The sequence below is a fragment of the Tannerella forsythia 92A2 genome, assembly GCF_000238215.1.
GTDB lineage: Bacteria > Bacteroidota > Bacteroidia > Bacteroidales > Tannerellaceae > Tannerella > Tannerella forsythia.
Genome location: NC_016610.1, coordinates 2,099,671 through 2,121,034, shown reverse-complemented (window position 1 = coordinate 2,121,034; position 21,364 = coordinate 2,099,671). Strand labels below are relative to the sequence as shown.

Below are 21,364 nucleotides of genomic sequence, written 5' to 3'. Positions count from 1 at the left end.
TTTCGATTTATGCATGAAGAGGGAAGAAAGAGCGATTGACCTCTTGACAGCCAATCCGTATAAACTTCATCCAACTGATTCCAAATTCTTTTAACACCATCTGAGGCCATTTCCAGTTTTGGTAAGCCAGTTGAACTATTCCGGGAACGAGAATAAGGAAAAGAATACCGGTTCGGGAAAATAGAATCAGCAATCCGTATCCGATTAACGTACACAAGCCGGAAAGCAATGCCGCATTAAAGAATGGGATGTGATTCGCTGATGAGATGATGTTTGCAAAACAACTATGATTTGCTTCCAACAATCTGATTAAACAATAGACAACCAGAATATAAGAAGCCGGCAGTACGGCATTTGACTGAATAACAGACAAGAGTTTCGGTGCTACCCATACGAGTAATATCGTACCGATGATAAACAGAGGATAAAAGAGCACCATGGAAGATGCAAATTTTTTGATTAGCATCTCCCTGTTTCCCGTCACCCGATAAGATGCAAAGGCCGGTGTTTGTATGGTGATAAGTGTAGTGGATACAAGCGCAATAACATTACTTAGCTGAATCATCAGTCCATAAGAGCCAACTTCTTCAAGAGGAAGATATAGACCGGATAAAAACACTCCCAGTTGTGAAACTACATATCCTGCAATCGTGATAAGGCTTAATTTACGGATATTAGGCCATGAAACAGATAAGACCGATCTGATCTCGGAAAAAGAAACCTCCTCTTGTATTTTTTCTTTCAGTCCGTCCCTGTAAAAATAGAAATGAGCCAAGAAACGTCCGATGATCGGCGCTAACAGGTTTGCCACCGCAATACTTATCAGTCCCAGATCACAATAAACCAAACCGATCGCAATACACATATTTAGCACTTTGGTAAGCACAAACGATTTCTGAGACTCTTTGATAAATCCTCTGCCAATCAGTAACGAATGATAATATAAGAGATAGATCGTACAAAAAACAGACAGGCAAAAAAGAATCCAAATCCACATCATGTTGTTCACCGTAGAAAAACGGTCTGTTACGATATACATGTAAAATGTACCAACGGATAGTAACAGGAACCCTACCCCGAGAGCAAACCGTTTATACGCATATTGTGTCGCGCGGATAACGGACGATAAGAGCCTGTAATTAACGCTTCCTCCCGTATGTAGATGGTCATACCCTTCTTTTTTTAAGATATTTGCCCCATTAAAGACATACGTAATATTCCGCGTAAATTGAGGAGAAAAGCCTGCATCCAACAAAGGAACAAAAGCGCTAATAGATAATAGGATATAATTTATCCCGATCTCCTGACTGCTTAACTTATGCAAGATGGCCGGAAGAATCAGGATACCTGCTCCGATAGATAGGAATTGAGAGAGATAACTCCATAAAATGTCCTTTTTAGAAATAGAAACAGGCTTTATGCTATTTTCCATTGTCATTTTACTTGTTGCCAGAGACGCCGGATTCGTTTGTTCTCTCTAAGATGCTTACTCGAAAAAACGACTCGCCGTATAACTTCCGACACGATGATTTTCAGATAACGTACGAATGATATCTTATATGGTTTCCGCCGGTATCGTGTGTCATTCTTTTTCTCCCATCTGTCGACAAACTGATAGACGGCACTGTCCGGCGTCTTTGCAATCGCCCATGATGCCCCGATATGCGAACTGTAATATTTATGGAATTCGGAAGATGAAGGATACATCAGTATCGTATCTTTGTTATCCGTACAGGTTAACCCGCATTTGCCGATCATATCGACCAGGCTTTTTCGTGTAAAAAAACGGATATGAGTATCATCCAGCAGTCCCATGTTTTGATATTCGAATTCGCCCTCCAGTAGAGAAAGTATGATCGACGAATGTCCGATATTGGGTACAGACGTCAATATACAATCCCCATAGCGAACAACGGTCTGCAAGGTGCCAAGAGGGTTTCGGAGGTGTTCCAGCACATCGGCAAAGAGAATGTAATCGAAAGATTGGCCTTGCAGTTCCTGTTCCCAACTTCCGGTATCGATATCGGAAACAATAACTTGCTCGGCATATAAAGCAATCGTCTCGGCCATAACAGGATTAATCTCGACAGCTACCACATGGCAATGAAGTTGCTCCTTCATGTATCGGGTCATATATCCCATGCCCGGTCCGAATTCCAAAACGCAGGAGTTCGGCTTTACCCACATCAATATCTGAGGAATGTTGTTCGGAGTATAAACGATTTGATCCGTTCCGTATATTTTCATCTGACAACTAATTACACGCGTTCTCGTCACTCCCATTTGCAATGAGGGAATAACCGCTTAAACAGACCTTTAAATGGTCGGGTAATATTCGGGCAAAAGTACAAAAGTTTCCTTTAAATCCAAGCACTTGAGATAAAAAACACAGAAAGGACTTTGCGCTCTTCATCGCTCTACCACACCCTTTTTCTACCCTTTCCGGAATGCTAACCTATGACCATCTTTTCTATGGATTTTCTTTGCAGATATGGCTCAAAGAATTCGTCAAAAGAACACTGATTGATAAATAAATTGTATTTTTGTTCTATTGATAACACTTTAGAACCCATTAATTTTTATAGGATGAAACGGTTTCTTTCTTTATTCTTACTTCTCCTGACATCGTTCGTAGCGATGACGCAGGTGACGACCGACCCTGCCATTGTGACGGAGGTCGGAACGGTGAAAATCATTTTCGATGCGTCGAAAGGAAATGGCGGACTGAAAGGATATACCGGCCCGGTTTATGCCCATACCGGCGTGATCACGGACAAGAGCACGAGCGGAAGCGACTGGAAGTATGCTCCTTCGTGGGGAGACAATCAGGAAAAATACAAACTTGCTTCGTTGGGTGGCGACCGATGGCAACTGACCCTTTCGCCGAATATACGAGCCTATTACGGTGTGCCGGCAGACGAGAAGATTCTTAAGCTGGCTTTCGTTTTCCGCAGCGGCGACAAACAGAAAGAAGGGAAAGGAGAAGGCAATACCGACATCTTTGTGACGCTGAACGAGCAGGCGTTTGTTCCTGCGACGCCTGAACGTAAGCCGCGTCCGGAGGGAATAACAGACGGCATAACGTATCGTGAAGACGGCTCTGTGGTGCTTTCGCTCTATGCGCCCGGCAAGCGTCACGTGCATCTTCTGGGCGACTTCAACCGCTGGACAAAGAGCAACGACTGGCAGATGTACCGTGACGGCGATCACTGGTGGAGAACAGTCGGCGGACTGAAGAAAGGAGAGGAATATGCGTTCCAGTATCTTATTGATAATGCTTTCAAGATTGCAGATGCTTATGCCGAGAAGATACTCGATCCGTGGAATGACCGTGCCATTCCCGTCACCGTCTATCCCGACCTGAAACCTTATCCGATGCAGACGGAAGGCATCGTTTCGGTGATGCGTACAGGAGCAGAGCCGTATCGATGGCAGACGACCTGCTTCGACCCGACGGCTGCCGACCGGCTGGTGGTCTATGAGTTGCTCGTTCGCGATTTTACGAAAGAGGGAACGATTATGGCAGCCATCGGCAAGTTGGACTACCTGAAAGCCATGGGCGTGAATGCCGTCGAGCTGATGCCCGTACAGGAGTTCGATGGAAACGACAGCTGGGGGTACAACCCGTCATTCTATTTTGCACCCGACAAGGCCTACGGTACGCCCGACGACTATAAACGCTTCATCGATGAGGCTCATGCGCGGGGCATGTCGGTCATCCTCGACGTCGTCTTCAATCATGCGACGCTGTCGCATCCTTTCGCACGCCTCTATTGGGATGGTGAGACGGGGAAGCCGGCCGCCGACAATCCGTGGTTCAACGTCGACGCACCCCATCCTTACAACGTGTTCTCCGACTTCAATCACGAATATTCCGGTACGCGTGAATTCTTTAAACGGGTATTGAAGCATTGGCTGACGGTCTATCGTGTCGACGGCTTCCGGTTCGATCTGACGAAAGGATTTACGCAAACGAAATCGACTGAAGCTACGGCTTCCCGCTATGATGCGTCACGTATTGCGATTCTGAAAGATTACCATGCGCATATTCGGAAAATCAACCCGAAAGCATATACGATCCTCGAACATTTCTGCGAAAACAAAGAAGAAAAGGAACTGGCCGACGACGGGATGCTGCTCTGGAACAACATGAATCACGCCTATTGCCAGTCGGCCATGGGCTATAAGGACGGCAGCAGCCTGAAGGGCGGCAGTGCAACCTCGCGCAGCTGGAAAGAGCATCGTCTGATGACGTATCAGGAAAGCCACGACGAAGAGCGCACGATGTACAAAGCGAAAACGTGGGGTATCCCGCCGGTCAAAAGCGATGAGGCGACACGTCTTCGTCGGGCGGCGCTCAATGCGGCTTTTCTGCTGTGTACGCCCGGCCCGAAGATGATCTGGCAGTTCGGCGAGTTGGGCTACGATTATTCGATCGAAGAGAATGGCCGTACAGGACGTAAGCCGGTACGGTGGGACTATTACGAGGAGATGCACCGCCATGATCTGTTCGATACGTACACCCGGCTGCTCGCTTTGCGCCGGAAATATCCCGGGCTGTTTGCTTCACCTGCATCGGAAACGATGAATACCGACGCATCGGACTGGGAGAACGGCCGGCGTATCGCACTGCAACATGCAGAGGCCGATCTGCTGCTGTTAGGCAATTTTACCGACAAGCCTCTCTCTGTCCCGGCACAGTTCCCGACAACAGGAAGGTGGAAGGATATCTTCAGTGATGCCGCTGCATTTCTGGAAATCGGAGCAACCGATAAGAACCGGGAAGTGCTGCTTCAACCTCACAGCTTTCATCTCTATCTCCGCGAACCGGGGTTGTCGCCTAACGAAAAGATCGAAGCCGTTGCTCCGTGCGAGATTTGTTTGCATGAGGGGGCAATCGCCGTCCGAAGTGCAGAAAAGATCAGCCGGATAAGCCTCTATTCATTCGGAGGCTGTCTGCTTCGCGCCGCCGACCGTGCCGGGAGATTGGATGTTGCAGATATTTCGTCCGGCATTTATCTGGTCACGGTGCGTACCGCAAGCGGCGAAGTCTACAGCCAAAAGATCGTTATCGACCGGTAGTCATATATCGGTTTGCGCCTCGCAAAATTTACGTAGCCTTATTGCAGGATATGTTTGGAGTGTACTGCCAAAACCAAAACGGAGACGATCAGAAAGGATAACCGAGTGCCAGATGGAAGCCGAGCGCATCTCTGAGAGAGGGAGCATTAAAGTATCCTCGGCGGTCGGTCGAGTAAGGAAAATGCAGTGCATAACCGATGTCGAAGCGAAAGACGAGCACGTCCATGTCGTAACGAAAACCAACACCGGTGCCCGTCGCGATGTCGTTGAGGAAATGTTTCCATTTGAGCTGACCGCCGGGACGTGCCCGATCGTTACGCATAAGCCATACATTTCCCATGTCGAGATAGACGGCTCCATCCAGATCACCGACCAGCCGGAAACGGTACTCGGCATTCGCCTCGAACTTGATATCGCCGATCTGGTCGATATATGCATACGGATTGTCACGATCGGGGGCAAAACGTCCGGGGCCTACACTGCGAATCGTAAAGGCGCGGATGCTGTTTGCTCCACCTACGTAGAACTGCTCGCCGTAAGGTGCTTGTAAGGTGTTGCCGTAGCTGTAAATCACACCTCCACCGACACGGAAAGCAAGCCGGTGATTGCGGTTAATGTAATGGTTGTAACGAAGCTCGGTCGTGACTTTCAGAAACTGTGAGAACGGATTACCCAGAAGCCTCTTTTCGTCGTTAAACCTGCGACCGAATAAGGCATAGGCGCCGGAGAGGAGATTACCGGCCTCAGAGACGGAGAAACGCCACCACGTTTTACTCCGTTCTTCGCGTACAGACGAGTTATCGAGCGTGTACGAATATTCGATGGCAGGAAAGAACTGATCCTGCAGGCTCTGGCGTACCGAGGGGTTGAGGGAGACAATGCTGTCGAAGCGTTGAGTTGTATGGAGCAAACGGGAAAATGTCAGTCGGACAGGCGTGAAAGTATGGCGGCGTATCGGATTCGGCACAAACTCGTATGCGAGGCTTCCTCCGAAAACGAGCTGTCTGAAAAAGTGCGCCCGGTTAAGCTGTGAGATTTGTGCGTCCATGCGTGTTGAGGCAGAGAAATCGTACGCGCCTCGTCCCAAGCGTGGAAGCACGAGGCGTGGGAAAGTCAGCGTACCTTTCGCTCCTACCTCGTAATTGTTCACCATCCCCGTATGGCCGGCTGCACGGACTCCCGTCTGCCACTCGTACGAACCAAACAGTGAAGCCGCCAGTGTCTCGCCTCCGCCGAACATGTTGCGGCGCGTAACGCCAAGTACGATGCCGGGGCCGGCGTAGTTATTGTCGTTCATCGTCGCCTTGATCTCAAACCGGCTGTTGAACGGATAATCGTATGACGTATAGATTTGAACATTCATCGTATCGGATGTATGAGACGAGTCGGTGGGCATATATTGCATGTCGGTATAACGGAAGATGCCAAGCCTGCTTAGGGCAAGCTGTGTCTCGGTCTGTTTTTCGAGCGAATAAAGTTCGCCGCATGTAAACTGTAATTGCTTGTATAACACGGAAGGTTTTACGCGCAATCTATTCTCATAATAAATGGTAAGGTCTTTATAAGAGATGCTGTCAGTGGGCATCTCGTTGTCGTAGCCACTCAGATAAATGGAAATGCGGCCGATATTCCATGGACGCAGCAAGGTTTCCGGAACGCCCTGTTTCAGTCCGACACGAAGATCGACCTTTTTTTCGCGCAACGACGAATCCGCCTGATAAATGATGTATTCGGGACGAAAGAAATAATATCCGTTGTTTCGCATAATCGTGGCGAGACGTTGTCGCTCAGCTTCCAACGTCTCTATGCTAAAACGGTCGCCTTTGCGCAGAAGTCGCTTATCTTCCTGCAGCTTCAGCAGTGTGTCACCCCGATTTTGCATGCGCCGGTAAAAGATCGAATCGAGCGTATAAGGTTCGTTGAGTGTAATCTCGTAACGCACACCGGCCTTAAGCGAATCTTTTTTATTCGGTACGATCTCGCAGGATGCCGTCCCTGTAAAATAGCCATTCTCACGTAGCAGATTCTGCGCCACACGTGCCCGCGTAGCCGGCGTAACCGTTGAGATAAAGACCGGTTTTGCGGCAAGCCAGCGAAACATCCATTCATGAAACGCTCCCTTCTTGTTGACATGCGCATTATACATCCACAGCCCCAGCGGAAACGGGGTACGCTTCGACGAACTGCCCAATAGCGCATTGTTGGGCGGATATGCGAGCGCTTCTTCCACCTTGCCCAATACCTCATCGGCCTCACGGACATGCTCCCGATCGGTCACTGTAATACTCTCGATGCCGGTATACAACACCTCGCCCTTCGGCAAATTCTTCGTCGTCGAACATGCACACAACCCGCCCAAAAGCAACCCTACAATTCCCGTGCCGATCCAGCTATTCATCTTTTTCCTGCTCCTCTTCATTTTTCTCTGACGAATCATTCTCCGGCTCATTCCTGTACGAATCATCTTCCTTTCGGATAGCCGGTTGTCTGCGAAAATCAAACAGATCCCCGAACCGTCTTGTTTTACGACGGAAGATCACCTCCCCCCCACTCTTCCGGATTTCTCCTTCGAACAGGTTCTCGTAATCTTTCTGGCTGAATATTCGAATGAAACGGGAACCTTCGGTATCGAGACGATATTCGAGTGATGCATCATCGACATAAAACCGGTCGCCGGTCACCGGATCATTAGTCGAATACCTCATTCCCAGCGTAGTGTATAAACGATCATTCATAAAACCTTTATAAAAACGTCCGAGATAATCGATTCGCCGGCCTTTTCCGTCGGTACCGTCATACGTATTCACATCGAAAGAAAAAGGCACTTCTCCCAGCAAACTGCCAAGCATATTATTGATTTCGCGCTGCAACAAACTGCTCAAGGCAGCCCCGACATCCATTCGCTCTGTTCCGGCACCGTCACCGGCCAAGTAAACCCCCGTCACCAGCAAACTGATCGCCTGCTTACTGCGTTCCTCTTCTCCCATGGCAGCCAACTGGTTCTGCACGGCGCCATTGTTCGGCGCTTCCAAAATAAATTTCAACGCCATCTTTTGCAACTCCTGCCGCACCTGAATGCCGGTATTGAAATCGACCATCTGCGACTGACCATCCAAATTGACAGACGAACGTAACCGACTTAAAGCGGTAAGGTTCAGGAACGGATTCATCGGATTGCCTCGCCATTCGACATAACTGCCATCGCGAATCGTAAAATCGGTCAATGGAATAACCGGAATGCTGTATCGAACCAGCCCGTCCGATATCGTATAACGTCCGTTCAGCCTCATATCACCCAGTGAAGTGTACTGAAACGACAGATCGCCGCCTCCTTTCAGTTCGATACGGTTCGACTGTTCGCCGCCCAAATCGATCTTCAGACGGACAACGGGATCGATACGAACAGTCATGAGCATATCCATACTTCCCACCGACGGAAGCGGCTGAACAGTCTCAGCCGTGCTCAAGGTCTCGCCCCACCGACGACGCTTGGGAATCGTATCGGAGAAATACGTAAACGTGACGAGATCGGCAAAGTTATCACGATTCTCCAGTTTAGACTCCGGAACTACATACGTCAGGTTCGTACTGCCGAGCACATGCAGATCGCCTCGCATGTACATGGCACGCAACGGCCCTTTCAGGGTGGTATTCAGATCGACCAGCATCTTGCCATAAATCATGCTTCCCGGCTCTTTGCGGGTGTCCAGCAGCTGCATGTTGTTTGCAGTCAACCTTAAATTAACGGTCTCGTGCATCGGACGACTGATATCGACTGTTCCGTTAATGACAAACGGATTGTTTCCATTCGTATGAATACTGTATTTATTAAAACGAATCTTGCTGTTTTTCACGTCTACCTTGCGATCGTCGAAACGAAATTCCGTTCCGGCTGCCGTCACGTATGCAGATGCCGAGTCTAATTGCAGATGACCGTTCCATGAAGGTTTTTTGTTTGTTCCGGCCAAAGTCATTCGCCCATTCAGCCATCCCTGCATGCGGCCTGTTTCGCCCAGAAAAGGATTCAGCATCTTCAATGGCAGCTGGCTGAGAGTCATGGTGCCGTTCACCCTGTGTTTTTTTGACGGCTGATAAAGAGCGGAGAGCATGGCGATTTCAGCTTGATTGTGGAAGAAGTGTGCGTCAAACTGATGTCTGTCGTTATCAAGCGGCAGATATACCCCGTTCAACAACAGCTCTCCCATGCTCCCTCCCTGATAAACGAGATCATCGACGCTGGCATCGGTTGCCACCATAAACGATTTTTCCATCGGCACATAGCGCAGTGCCACGTTGGCTAACCCTCCCATGACAGGGATCGGGGCGAAGTGCGACACTTTCTCTAAATTTATCTGACTGATTTCGACGGATAGTTCATCCATTTTTCCGTCTGTTTCCGTCGAATGAATCCACAAGGAGGCATTCTGCTCACCGATCAGCTTCAGGTTAGCCGATATATCTTTCAGGGTGCGTATCTCCATGTAATTGTCTTTGTTGAGTGTGAACGGCATAAAACCCAGCACGGGATTTTCGGGGAAAAACTCAAGGCGGAAACCTTCGGGTTGTTTGGTGGCGCGAGCGCCGAACCGGAGTCCCGTCTCCCCGCGGGCATCCCGATAACCGGCTTCGATATCGGCCATTCCGGTTTGAAGCCTGCCGTGTACACCAGCCGTAAACGGTTCCTGTCGTCGAAATCTGTTTTTCGTCACATCACAAGTGTAGCGCAATCCATCGGTCGAATCTTGCCGGATGCTCAAACGTACCGTATCAATCTTGATCGTGTCTTTCATGAGCGAAAGCAACAGTCCGTTCGCATTGACCCCATCCTGCGGAGATGTCGAAGCCCGAAACGAAAAACGATCGAAAGAAAGATCATTCTCCTGCAAATAATTCTGCAACGGGTTATCATGCCCTGCTTCAACCTGTAAATCAAGCTCGGGCAATAAGGGCGTCAGATGTTGCAAATATGCGACGGTATCTTTCTTCATTTGCTTCTGGAAATCATCCGACACCTCCGTCAGTTTGCCGATAAGAGCTTCCAAATCGGTATTTCCTGTCAACACCATCCCAAGGTCGCCCGCATGGAATGAAACGCGCGTCGTATCTTCGTTGCACGCCGCATGCAGAGTCAGCGTTTTCGGCCTTACCTTCTGTTTCTCCATTGCCATCTCCCAGTTACCGAGCGTCACGTCCAGTCGATGTCGCTTCTTCAAGTCCGTATCGATTTCCGAGAAAAGTTGAAACGAATTGGATAGAGGTTTTTCCGTTACGTTCAACCCGTGCAAATCCAATGTATCCATGTCGACAATCAACATCCCTGCAATTTTGTCTTTACGTATATTTCCATCGAATGTGACCGTTCCCTTCAGATACGGATAAGCGCTCGCCATCCGGGCATTTGCCTGATGATTGCGATAAGTACCTTCTACCGAGATGCCCGAAATATACCGATCTTTGTATTGCAACCCCTTCAGTTCTCCATCAAATATAAGATGGGTCGCTTTCGAGAAAAAGTCCGTCCCTTTTCCCTCGGCACGTAACGAGCCTGTCACATGGAATATCGAATCTTCAGGCAGGAAACGTATCAAATTCAGACTGTCAATCATCAGATCGGCTGCGTAAGCCTTCTGAAAAGCATGATACTTTCCTGAAAAACGAGCCGATCCATTTCCTTCGGAGAGCAACATATTCGCCTGATAAACCCCGCGAGTTAATGTCGCATCCATCTTCAGTCGCAAACTGTCCGGAATATTGATGCGTCCTCCGGATAAGGCTGGCAGCCATGTTTTCAGCCATTGCTTGTTTTGCATCTGCACACTCAGAGACAATTCTCCGGAACGATATACGTCATCCGTCAACCGTTCTGCCGCGCCATGTGCATCTATCCGGAACGCGCCGGGCAAGGTGCCCTGAAACCGGTGAACATACAACTGCCGCATATTACCCTCGACGGCCGCATGAAAAGTCAGTAACGTGTCGGGATATTTTTCTTCTAAAAAGGACACATGTTGGCCCATCGGCACGAAAACATCTTGCAAATGGACTGACGCCTTAAGTTCAGCCTGCAGACGACCCAGCGGGTCTTTGGCCAGAGAGTTCCAGGGAACCATCGCTCGCAGTTCAACCAGCGAACGAGGTAAGCGCAGTTCGCAATACGGGACGGATAATGCGATGTTGTCGCTCCATACACGGCCGGTAAGGGAAGTAATTTGCAAGCCCGAACGTTCGTTCATCGAACACGCGCGAAGATGAGCCCTGATATCCGGCTCACGGTAAAAGACTGAGTCCAACTCCAAATTGATTTGAGAAAGTAGCAGATGCGACGGATCAAAGCCTTCGGCAGGAGGTCGGTCGTTGGCATCATAAGAGACAAAGCTGTCTGACAAATCCAGTTTTGACACGCTATACTGCCCCGCACCCAAATCGACGGTGCCATTTGTAAGTGTCGCTTCCCCGATGAGAGTCTCTAAACGGAGAGAATCTGAAGGCATGCGTAACCGGAATGCAATCTGTCGGAGACGAAGGCGATTGGCCAGAATCGTCCAATTGACTTGCGTATCTGTCGTATCCGATGACGCTGAAAGCGAATCAATTTGCAACGTTATATCGGCATCAGTAATCGAAAGCTGGTTTAACATGGCTTTTTCTTTCGACAGATACACCCGCCCTCCATAGGTCATAAGCTCGCCGATGTGACCTTCAACACTCATGCCTTCGAGCCATTGCTTCGTACGGACGGATACATCCGTTATCAACACGGATGATACCCAAATTTCCTTGTCGAGTAAGGGCAACGGACGAATTTTCACGGACAGTTCACCGACAGAAAACAACGTGTCTTGCGATGCATCTTGCACCGATACCTTCTGTAGCGTCAGGTTCAATGGGTACGACAAAAGAATGCGACCTGCACCGATCTTCGTGCCCAAAGCCTCGGAGGCGTATTGCGTTACATGCTTCAAGGCGAAGTTTTGAACGGCAGGGACATACAAGAGTAATGAGAGAATCGACACCAGCAATACGGGCGTCAGCAGCAGCCAGGCAATTCCTTTTACCCACTTATTTCCCCCTTTATTCTTGTGCTCTATTGTCGTCTCCATCCTTTAAAACCTTGCAAAAATACACGAAAAAAAACAGATATTCATAGCATGCACGATTGTTTTTCCAGCGTAAAGTCGTAATTTTGCGTCCGCTATTAAAACAACAAATGATACGAGGAAAAGTTATAACCGTAGTCATGCCGGCTTATAATGCCGAACAAACATTGCGACAGACCTATGCAGAAATTCCTTTCGATATTGTCGATCATGTCGTATTGGTTGATGACGCCAGCTCGGATCATACGTCCGATGTCGCTCGTGAGTTAGGGATACGGTACGTCATCAAACACAAAAAAAACAAAGGCTACGGAGGCAATCAGAAGACTTGTTACGACAAAGCACTCGAGATCGGTTCCGATATTGTGGTGATGCTTCATCCCGACTATCAGTATACACCGCTTCTGCTAACGTCCATTTGCTATATGATCGCCAGTGGACTGTATCCTGTAGTCATCGCTTCGCGTATCCTCGGCAAAGGAGCCCTTGCGGGAGGAATGCCGCTTTATAAATACGTTGCTAACCGTTTTCTGACCTTCATACAGAATTTGTTGATGGGGCAGAAACTGAGTGAATATCATACCGGGTACCGGGCCTTTACAAAAGAAGTATTGCTGGCGGTTCCCTATGAGAGAAATTCGGACGATTTCGTTTTCGACAACCAGATGCTGGCGCAAATTTTCTACTGGGGATTCAGTATCGGCGAGGTCAGTTGTCCGACCAGATACTTTGAGGAAGCTTCGTCCATTAACCTGGGGCGAAGTATCACATACGGCTGGGGCGTATTGGGCGTATCGTTCGCTTACCGTCTCCAAAAGATGCGGCTTGCTGATTTTAAATTATTCAGACCTTGAACGCGATGAACAAACTAAAAAAGCACAAACAGACAGAGGTACACCAACACGAAAATAAGGTGTACAAGCCTCGTCCCGATCAGGGAACATACACCCGAATCAACCGTTTTTTTGAACGGCACGAACGTATATTCTTTGTCATTTCGATGATTTTGGGAGCGTTGATGAGCATCCTGCTTTTCGATATCAAAGTCAGCCTCAGCGGCGACGACTGCGACTATATTATAAACGCTCAAAACTTCTGGCGAGACTTCCGGTTTCCGGGATTCCGCGGGCCGCTGTATCCGATCGTCCTTGCTCCGTTCGTCGGCGTGTTCGGGATCAAGCTGATCCTGCTTAAATCGCTGTCGGCCGTTTTTATTCTGCTTTCACTCTGGCTCACATATAAAAGTTTCCGGGGCATCGTTCCCGCACTTGTACTGATGCCTGCGCTATTGCTTACAAGTCTTTGCTCGTTCGTCTTCTTCTATGCAAGCCATACGTACAGCGAACCGATGTTTATGCTGACTCAGGCACTTTTTCTCTACTTCTTTTCCAATTATTTTCTGCGTAACGGTAATGTGTCCTACACCCTGAAAACAGACTGGGAAAAATACCTCATCCTCGGCATGCTGGCACTGTGTATGGGGCTTACACGCAGCATCGGATATGCTGTTATAGGAGCCGTAGCTCTCTTCTTCATGGTAAAGTTACGATGGAAAGACTTGTTGTATACGGTTGTTGCCACTGTGCTTGTCTTCGCGGCGTTTCAACTCTTCAAAACCGTTGTTTGGTCTGAAGCGGGTAGCGCTTACGACATCCGGAACTATTTAGCGAAAGACTACTACGCTCCGAGCCAGGGAATGGAAGATTGGGCAGGTTTCGTGAACCGCTTTCTCATCAATTCGCAAATCTACCTTTCTGCTTTCTTATGCCAGATGATGGGAATCATTCCGGAAACTCCCAGCAACCTGCCCCAAACAGATGTATGGCGCACCGTGATCATATACCTGCTCTATTTTTCGGGACTTGCCATCGTATTCAGACGGAATATGGCGCTACTGTTTGTGGGAATCTACATCGGCGTGATGAACTTTGCGAGCTTTGTACTGCTCCAAATCATCTGGGGACAAGACCGGCTGATCATGATTTATTATCCGTTGATCCTTCTGTTCCTGCTCGGAGGATTGTGCTACATGTTTCAATCCAAACCGTTAAGAAAATTTTTCTTTATCTACCCGGTGTTATTGTTTGTCGTATGCGGAGGTACACTCATCATATCAAAGAATCGGGTGGCGCGCAACATCCCCGTCTTGCAGCAGAATATGCTTGGCGAAACACTTTACGGCCTCACACCCGACTGGCAGAATTTTATCAAGGCAAGCCAGTGGGCTGCCCACAATCTGGAGAAAGATGCCGTTATCGTCAGCCGTAAGGCGTCGATCTCAAAGATTTATGCCGACCGTGATTTTACAGGACTACCGGCAACATTGACGGTCCCGCTCGACACCCTGGAATATCTGAAAAAGAATGAAAAAGCCCCGTTTATTATCGCTGTCGATAAACATGCATTTTATGGAGAACAACTTCAATACGTCATCACTTCCGTGACCCCTGTAAACATCGGGGGAAGAGAGGTCCATCAGATAGGCATCTATCTGATGGACGACAGTTTAAAAAACCAGACTTCAGAAATGTTGAGAGATGCAGGTGCGACATACACGAACGACCTGGAAGATTTTATACGGGAATGCCGAAAAGTTGATCTTGTAACCCTGCGTATCTATGATCCTGATATGATGAATCGCTACCTTGTAGAAAGAGGCATCGATTATCTGCTATTGCCCCAACTCCGTCAAGATCCGACACAGAATAACGGTATATATATCAATAGCATCCATCGCTATGTATGGTTTATCTCTCAAAAGTATGAAGGACGGTTTCAGACCGTGAAAACGTTTGGCACGTCGGAGCCATGCGAGATCGTAAAATTTATTCATTAAAGAAAGAACAGAAACAGCATGTTTAGAATCGGTTGTCATTTATCGGCCTCCAAAGGATTTCTGGCCATGGGCAGGGATGCTGTGAGCATCGGAGCCAACACCTTTCAGTTTTTTACACGCAACCCGCGAGGAGGAGCGGCTAAGCCTATCAATGAAAAAGATGTAGAGGCCTTCCTTCAACTGGCTAAAGAGCACGATATTTCTTCCATCGTGGCACACGCGCCCTATACCCTGAACGCCTGTGCCGCCGACGCCGCCCTGCGAAAATTTGCGACGGAAACCATGGCCGACGACCTGCGACGGATGGAATACGTTCCCGAGAACTTCTACAACTTCCATCCCGGAAGTCATGTGAAACAGGGCGTGGAAAAGGGCATCGACTACATTGTCGAGATGCTGAACCGAATCCTAAAACCGGAACAACGTACGACGGTCCTGCTGGAAACCATGGCCGGCAAAGGAAGCGAAATCGGCCGGTCGTTCGAAGAGTTGCGCGCGATCATCGACCGTGTTGAACTGGAGCATCTCTTGGGGGTATGTCTCGATACATGCCATATCTTCGACGGCGGATACGATATCATTCATCAACTTGATAAGGTGATAGACGAATTCGACCGAATCATCGGGCTTGACAGACTGCGCGCTATTCACCTTAATGACAGCCTTAACCCAATGGGTAGCCACAAAGACCGCCATGCCAAAATCGGAGAAGGAAATATCGGTCTCGAAGCAATCACCCGTATCATCAATCATCCGGCACTGCGTGATTTGCCATTCAACCTTGAGACACCGAACGAATTAGATGGATATGCAGCCGAAATTAAGCTGCTGAAGTCACTGCGAAAAGACTGAAGTCAAGAGGCCCGTACAAAATACAAACGCGATGAAACGTGCACTTTATCTCTTGTCCGGGATATTAATCCTGCTATCCGCCGCAATTGCAGGAGGAAGTTTTTATATGCTCGACTATTCGCTCTGTCCCGCCAATAACTCGGGAAAAGATACCGAGGGATCGTATGCGTACATGTTTACCGAGTATCCGTTCATCAAGCCTTGGGCTGACAGCCTGAAACAAACCGGCGCCTTACGCGATACGTTTATCCTCCGCAACGGCATCCGCCTTCATGCGCTTTATGCAGAGGCGCCCCAACCGACCCGACGCACCGCCCTGATCATTCACGGATACACCGATAGCGCCGTGCGGATGCTGATGATCGGCTATCTTTATCATCACGATCTCGAGTTCAACATCCTGTTGCCCGATTTATATGGCGGAGGAGAAAGTGAAGGAGAACATATCCGTATGGGATGGCTCGACAGACACGACGTGAGGCGTTGGGCGGAAGTAGCCCATACAATGTTCGGCGACTCAACACAAATCGTTGTGCACGGAATCTCAATGGGAGCGGCAACGGCGATGATGATGGCCGGCGACGCGCAACCCGACTACGTGCGATGCTTCGTCGAAGATTGCGGGTACACAAGCGTCTGGGACGAATTCTCGAAAGAATTGAAAGTCGGCTTCGGACTGCCCGAAATACCGATGCTATATACAACGAACCTGCTGTGTAAGTGGCTTTACGGTTGGGACTTCCACGAAGCCTCTGCACTGAAGCAAATCGAAAAAAGCCGGCATCCGGTCTTTTTTATCCACGGCGATGCGGACGATTATGTCCCTACGTGGATGGTTTATACACTATACAAAGCTAAAAAACAAGGTGATAAAGAACTATGGATCGTTCCCTGCACTGCTCATGCCGTCTCTTACCGTGACAACCGCGAGGAATACACCCAACGGGTCAGTGCATTTGTCGGGAAATATCTTTGACAGCAACAACGATCGCATCCTCTTTGCAAGCACACTGATTACCTTATAGATACATCGATAAAATATCAGAGAATGTTGAGCCAGTCAAGCCTGCACACTGCATTACGACCTTTTTTTATTCATGAATTTTATTTTTTCAAAAAATATTCTCTACCTTTGCACCCGCAAATGCCCAGATGGCGGAATCGGTAGACGCGCTGGTCTCAAACACCAGTGGAGTAATATCCATCCCGGTTCGACCCCGGGTCTGGGTACAATGTAAAAAAGCTAAGTGATTGATTTATCAACACTTAGCTTTTTTTCTTGTTTTGCATATGTTCCCAAATTGTTCCCATATATCCTTTTAAATGCTTATAATTTAAAGATAGACTTTATAATAGGAACAAAATCTAATAATGTTTCTGATTTAATTATATAGCCTAAGTTATTAGGTATGTGAGAGATTGACAAAGCTTTTTCTTGAACATCTGGAATAGTGACGATTTTAATATCCCCAGAAACTGTAAGTTGGGGGCCTGCATATAATATTCCTAACAACATAAGCCGTCCCCTCCCCCAATTCAAATTTCCTTTTTTATCAGTATAACCTCCTTTATTGAATAAAATAATAGGAGAGCCGCTTGAACCAGGAAAGCAAGCTGCATCTATAACGAATTCTCTTTTCCCATTATGGTTTAGCTTAACATCTGTTGCTGTAATACCACGCCTAACTATAGGCATATTATTTACAGCATCCCATAATCCATTGGGATAACCTATCATCAGGATATCTTCTGCTATATCAACGTCTTGTAACTGTTGTATGGTAGGAATTATAGTATTATCAAAAGTCCGATAGAAAAATCTTTTCCCTAACTCTTTTTGAGAGGATTGAATAATAGAGTTCACCGGCATAACACAAAGGTCTATCTCTGAGTCAGGATGAGAAATCCATTTCTCCTCAAAATTCTCTTCTATATTTATGACAACATGTTCCGTATAAATAGGATTGTCATTCTCATCACACTCACTCATAACAAACTTCCCTTGGTTCATTCCCTTTACGACATGCTTATTAGTTACGAGTAAGGGTAAAGTCTTATCATCTACAGGTAGATTGAAAAAGAAACCTGTACCAGAGAATGATATACCTTCATAGGAAGTCGTTTCAATACGAACAGTACTAAAACACAGTTGTTCAATTACAGATAAATCCATACTATATCTATTATTTATCATTACTGACCGACAAAAGTTTAGAATAAAAATAAGGGGCTCCACCGAAGCATTGCCCCCAAAGTTGTAAATTTGTATTGCAACGCAAATTCTCAACTATGGGCAAAGATAATATAAAGAAATTAGTCGGTCAGCCGATTTTCAAACAAATCGTAAAAATACTTCCGCGTGAGCAGTTTGATATCTTGGTACGACAATGCGGCAGCGACCGTTATTATAAGGCATTCTTTTCGTGGGATCAACTTATCGTGATGTTGTTCGGGATATTTTCCCGCTGCGATTCTATGGGCGAAGTCTGCGACGGTATGCGGGCATTGGAAGGCAAGCTGAACTACCTGAACATGGATTGTGCGCCGGCGAAGAGTACGGCGGGTGACGCCTTGCGCGAGAAGAGTGAAGAGCTTTTCAGGTTGTATTACTTTGCTTTGATAGCCTATTTCCGTCCGCTTTTGTCGGTCAGCCGGAAAAAGGACGTGGGTTTCGAGGAGTTTTACGCCTTTGACTCCACTACGGTGACCTTGTTTTCGGACATCATGAAAGGTGTGGGGCGCAACCCCAAGGACGACGGGAAGAAGAAAGGCGGGCTGAAAGTCCACATGCTGACCGACGTACACGCCGACACGGCCGTTTTTGCCACCATCAGCGAGGCGAAAATGCACGACAAGAAGTTTCTGTCCCACCTGAATCCGTCGAAAGGCAGCATGCCGGTCTTCGACAAGGCGTACAATTTCTATTGTCTGTTTTCCGACTGGACAAAAGAGGGGGTCAACTTTGTCTGCCGGTTGAAAGACAATGCCAAATCTCAATTACAGGAAGTCTTGTTCGAGAAGGAACTCAAAAAAGAAGAATCCGGTGTTTACAAAATAGAACATATCCACCTGGATTATAAACACGGGGAAAGAAAAAAGAGACTCTTTGTCTGCGTTTGGTTTATTACAAGGACGAGAAAGGCAGGAAATACAAGTTTATCACCAACAACTGGGAGATAAGGCCCGAAGAAGTCGCTTTGATTTACAAATACAGGTGGACTATAGAGCTGACATTCAAAAAAACTGAAACAAAACTTTCAACTGCACTTCTTCTACTCGGAAACGGAAAACGGGATAAAGACACAGGTCTGGTGACGCTGATTGCCCATTTGCTGTTAAACGTGGTGCGGGTCTTGTCCGGGGAGCAAAAAGGCGTTTTCAACCATCGCGGCATTGGTGCGGATACACTTGATTAGTCACTTGGATTTGATTTGGGTGGTGACAGAAGGACGTAAAGCCTACTCCAAACGTACTAAAAGTAAAAATAAAAACCCTTCGAATGTTCAATTATCTTTATTTTAGAGGGAGGTAGCTTTTGAAAATAGAAAAAACAAAACAATAAATATCTGCATATTAACTATTTAAAAATAAAATCCGATGAATTTTGATTTTAGTCGGTTAATAGTGATTTTTAATATAAATCGTCAAGCCATAATCTTGCCCGTTGAAATCGATCCATCCGAAAGGTGACATCGCTTGTACAGGATAGCCTCGTAAAACGATTTTCTCTTCCGATTGGCTAACTATTTTCATGGGTTTGGGAGACATCTGCACGTTATTCTGCCAAACAGGATGTGCTCCATCCAAATTATAAATAGTAACAATATAACCATCACCACCTTGCAAGTTGTAACCACTGCATCCGTTAATGTTAGGCTCTACTTTCACCGCACGATTAGCTCCGCCATGTGGGCCAGCAACATGAATACCGTTCTCGTATCTTAAGTGGTCAGAGGATTCAAATAAAAAGTTCAATATCATAACAGAGACTTATAACTTTGCTTGCATTTTCAATCGCCCTGCATGAAGGATTCCAAGCAGTCTTTCCATAAAATCATCAAGTTCCGGGGTATGATCGATAAACATTTCAGTGGCCAACCAGATATTGTTCTCATCAAAGAAAAACGCTTTAAGGCACTTGATTTCTCGGTTCAGTTCATTACAAACCTCCAAAACATGTTGTTTCTCAGAAAGGTCGTTCAGAGTATAAATACCCGGCATAAGAATTTGAAGGTAAAGATTATCCCCCGAATTGTTGCCAATGATAAAATTACCACCTTGATGTTTAAAGGCAATTCCAAACGGTTCAACACTAAATCAGTAACCATTGTTTCTCAGCCACTCTTTGAAAATTTCCATAAAATATTCTCTTTGCCTAACCAGTCCCTCTCGGCTCTAAATAGTTTATATATGCAGAAGCGTGGAACTGACTATGTCCACATCTTCAGCCTGCGGTCCTGAGAAAACCTAACGAACGAATGTATCAATAGTAGCCCACGCTATAGCGTGAGAACCACTATGCTGTTCTTCGTTCGTTAATTGAAATTTCTCAGGTTTCAGGCCGAACAGATGCAAGCATAACGCTTCTTCTTTTCTAACGATGCCATGTGCCGCTAAAAAGGACACGATGCAAAGATAATAAATTATGAATGTCCGTATATATGCCTAAAATTAATTATATATTGCTAATCTACAGAAATTTATTTCTTACTCCAATCCATGCATCCAAATTATTGTTATTAAATAGTTTAATGGAGTTTTTAGGTACAAACACGGATATTCATTTACATTTATAATTATGGCTGATAATAATACATTTGTCCTCTTTGAGGAAATCAAAAACAAGCTGGAGACAATTTATAAGGAAGTAAAAGAGTTGAAAGAAAAGGAGAACAGCTCTGCCTCTCTCCCTGTTTCATCTACCCCAGAACTTAGTGACGAACAACGGGAACAGGAATTGCTCAATCAATATGAACAGCGGATAAAAGCCGTGATTAACAAGTATATTGGCGTACAAGTGCGCATCAAGGACGAGGAGGCTAAATCCATGGACAAATTGGTGGCAAGTGTCTTGACCATGTTGCACGAATGGCAGGAGCAGAAAAAGCATCCACAACCACAGGAACATATTCATATGCATAGCTTTGACATCAAGTCGTCAAAAGTCTTTACTGCTGTGGCGGCAGTTTCTGTCCTCTGTCTTGTTTCTTTGGTCGGCAATTACTTCTTGTGGCAAAGCAAACAGCAATACAAGGATGATGCCTTGAAATTCCGAATCATCAGAGTATGGAGAGGTTGTAGTTCTAAGGAAATCTTGTGGCTCAATGATGTGTTTGACATTCATCGCGATGCCACAATGATTAAAAGAATCAAGAAGCATACAGATGATTATAATGTGGAACTGAAAGCAAAATCCGATAGTTTGATGCAAAAGAAATTGAAATAGCCCTATACGAAGCAAGCCCAACCCAATAAGATGCAGGTTGGGCTTGTTATA

15 protein-coding genes and 1 tRNA gene are annotated in these 21,364 nt (G+C 46.8%); 9 read left to right on the top strand and 7 right to left on the bottom strand.

Going from position 1 to position 21,364, the window contains the following annotated elements:
- Positions 1-7: 7 nt before the first annotated feature.
- Both wzx and BFO_RS14475 read right to left on the bottom strand, forming a co-directional pair.
- Positions 8-1,432 carry an O-unit flippase-like protein gene (wzx, locus tag BFO_RS08655; RefSeq protein WP_041590819.1) on the bottom strand — a complete coding sequence of 475 codons (1,425 nt, stop codon included), beginning with the start codon at positions 1,430-1,432 and terminating at the stop codon, positions 8-10.
- Positions 1,433-1,434: 2 nt separating this feature from the next.
- Complete coding sequence (locus tag BFO_RS14475) at positions 1,435-2,247, bottom strand: class I SAM-dependent methyltransferase (RefSeq protein WP_014225309.1); 813 nt, start codon at positions 2,245-2,247, stop codon at positions 1,435-1,437.
- 339 nt (positions 2,248-2,586) lie between these two features.
- Between BFO_RS14475 and BFO_RS08645 the strand changes: the two genes are divergently transcribed.
- Entirely contained in the window at positions 2,587-5,082 is a 2,496-nt protein-coding gene (locus tag BFO_RS08645; protein ID WP_014225307.1) for an alpha-amylase family glycosyl hydrolase, read from the top strand.
- Between the two features lie 88 nt (positions 5,083-5,170).
- Here BFO_RS08645 and tamL read toward each other — a convergent pair whose 3' ends face one another.
- Complete coding sequence (gene tamL, locus BFO_RS08640) at positions 5,171-7,480, bottom strand: translocation and assembly module lipoprotein TamL (RefSeq protein ID WP_014225306.1); 2,310 nt, start codon at positions 7,478-7,480, stop codon at positions 5,171-5,173.
- Positions 7,473-12,182 (bottom strand): translocation/assembly module TamB domain-containing protein, encoded by a 4,710-nt coding sequence (locus BFO_RS08635; protein ID WP_014225305.1) that lies wholly within the window; start codon positions 12,180-12,182, stop codon positions 7,473-7,475. Before BFO_RS08635 ends, tamL begins: the two co-directional genes overlap by 8 nt.
- A gap of 107 nt (positions 12,183-12,289) precedes the next feature.
- Here BFO_RS08635 and BFO_RS08630 point away from each other — a divergent pair, with 107 nt between their 5' ends.
- The 5 genes from BFO_RS08630 to BFO_RS08610 all read left to right on the top strand — a co-directional run bounded on the left by BFO_RS08630 (position 12,290) and on the right by BFO_RS08610 (position 17,097).
- On the top strand, positions 12,290-13,033 hold the full coding sequence (locus tag BFO_RS08630) for a glycosyltransferase family 2 protein (protein WP_014225303.1): 744 nt from the start codon (positions 12,290-12,292) through the stop codon (positions 13,031-13,033).
- A gap of 5 nt (positions 13,034-13,038) precedes the next feature.
- Positions 13,039-15,015: an ArnT family glycosyltransferase gene (locus tag BFO_RS08625; RefSeq protein WP_014225302.1), complete on the top strand. Its 1,977-nt coding sequence runs from the start codon at positions 13,039-13,041 to the stop codon at positions 15,013-15,015.
- 18 nt (positions 15,016-15,033) lie between these two features.
- The gene (locus tag BFO_RS08620) at positions 15,034-15,867 is read left to right on the top strand and encodes a deoxyribonuclease IV (RefSeq protein WP_014225301.1); all 834 of its coding nucleotides are present in this window, start codon (positions 15,034-15,036) and stop codon (positions 15,865-15,867) included.
- A 31-nt stretch (positions 15,868-15,898) separates the two neighbouring features.
- The gene (locus BFO_RS08615) at positions 15,899-16,843 is read left to right on the top strand and encodes an alpha/beta hydrolase (RefSeq protein ID WP_014225300.1); all 945 of its coding nucleotides are present in this window, start codon (positions 15,899-15,901) and stop codon (positions 16,841-16,843) included.
- A 170-nt stretch (positions 16,844-17,013) separates the two neighbouring features.
- Positions 17,014-17,097, top strand: a tRNA-Leu gene (locus BFO_RS08610).
- 97 nt (positions 17,098-17,194) lie between these two features.
- Here BFO_RS08610 and BFO_RS08605 read toward each other — a convergent pair.
- Complete coding sequence (locus BFO_RS08605; protein WP_014225299.1) at positions 17,195-18,040, bottom strand: S1 family peptidase; 846 nt, start codon at positions 18,038-18,040, stop codon at positions 17,195-17,197.
- Positions 18,041-18,156: 116 nt separating this feature from the next.
- Between BFO_RS08605 and BFO_RS08600 the strand changes: the two genes are divergently transcribed.
- Together BFO_RS08600 and BFO_RS16655 are read left to right on the top strand one after the other, a co-directional pair.
- On the top strand, positions 18,157-19,047 hold the full coding sequence (locus BFO_RS08600; protein WP_041590818.1) for a DUF4372 domain-containing protein: 891 nt from the start codon (positions 18,157-18,159) through the stop codon (positions 19,045-19,047).
- On the top strand, positions 18,984-19,283 hold the full coding sequence (locus BFO_RS16655) for a transposase (RefSeq protein ID WP_041590817.1): 300 nt from the start codon (positions 18,984-18,986) through the stop codon (positions 19,281-19,283). Before BFO_RS08600 ends, BFO_RS16655 begins: the two co-directional genes overlap by 64 nt.
- Positions 19,284-19,485: 202 nt before the next feature.
- Here BFO_RS16655 and BFO_RS08590 read toward each other — a convergent pair whose 3' ends face one another.
- The gene (locus BFO_RS08590) at positions 19,486-19,848 is read right to left on the bottom strand and encodes a hypothetical protein (RefSeq protein ID WP_046472589.1); all 363 of its coding nucleotides are present in this window, start codon (positions 19,846-19,848) and stop codon (positions 19,486-19,488) included.
- Between the two features lie 9 nt (positions 19,849-19,857).
- The gene (locus BFO_RS15635) at positions 19,858-20,088 is read right to left on the bottom strand and encodes a hypothetical protein (RefSeq protein WP_157755305.1); all 231 of its coding nucleotides are present in this window, start codon (positions 20,086-20,088) and stop codon (positions 19,858-19,860) included.
- 577 nt (positions 20,089-20,665) lie between these two features.
- On the opposite strand from BFO_RS15635, the gene BFO_RS08580 reads away from it, so the two are divergent.
- Positions 20,666-21,313, top strand: coding sequence for a hypothetical protein (locus BFO_RS08580; RefSeq protein WP_014225295.1), 648 nt, complete (start codon positions 20,666-20,668; stop codon positions 21,311-21,313).
- Positions 21,314-21,364 lie beyond the last annotated feature (51 nt).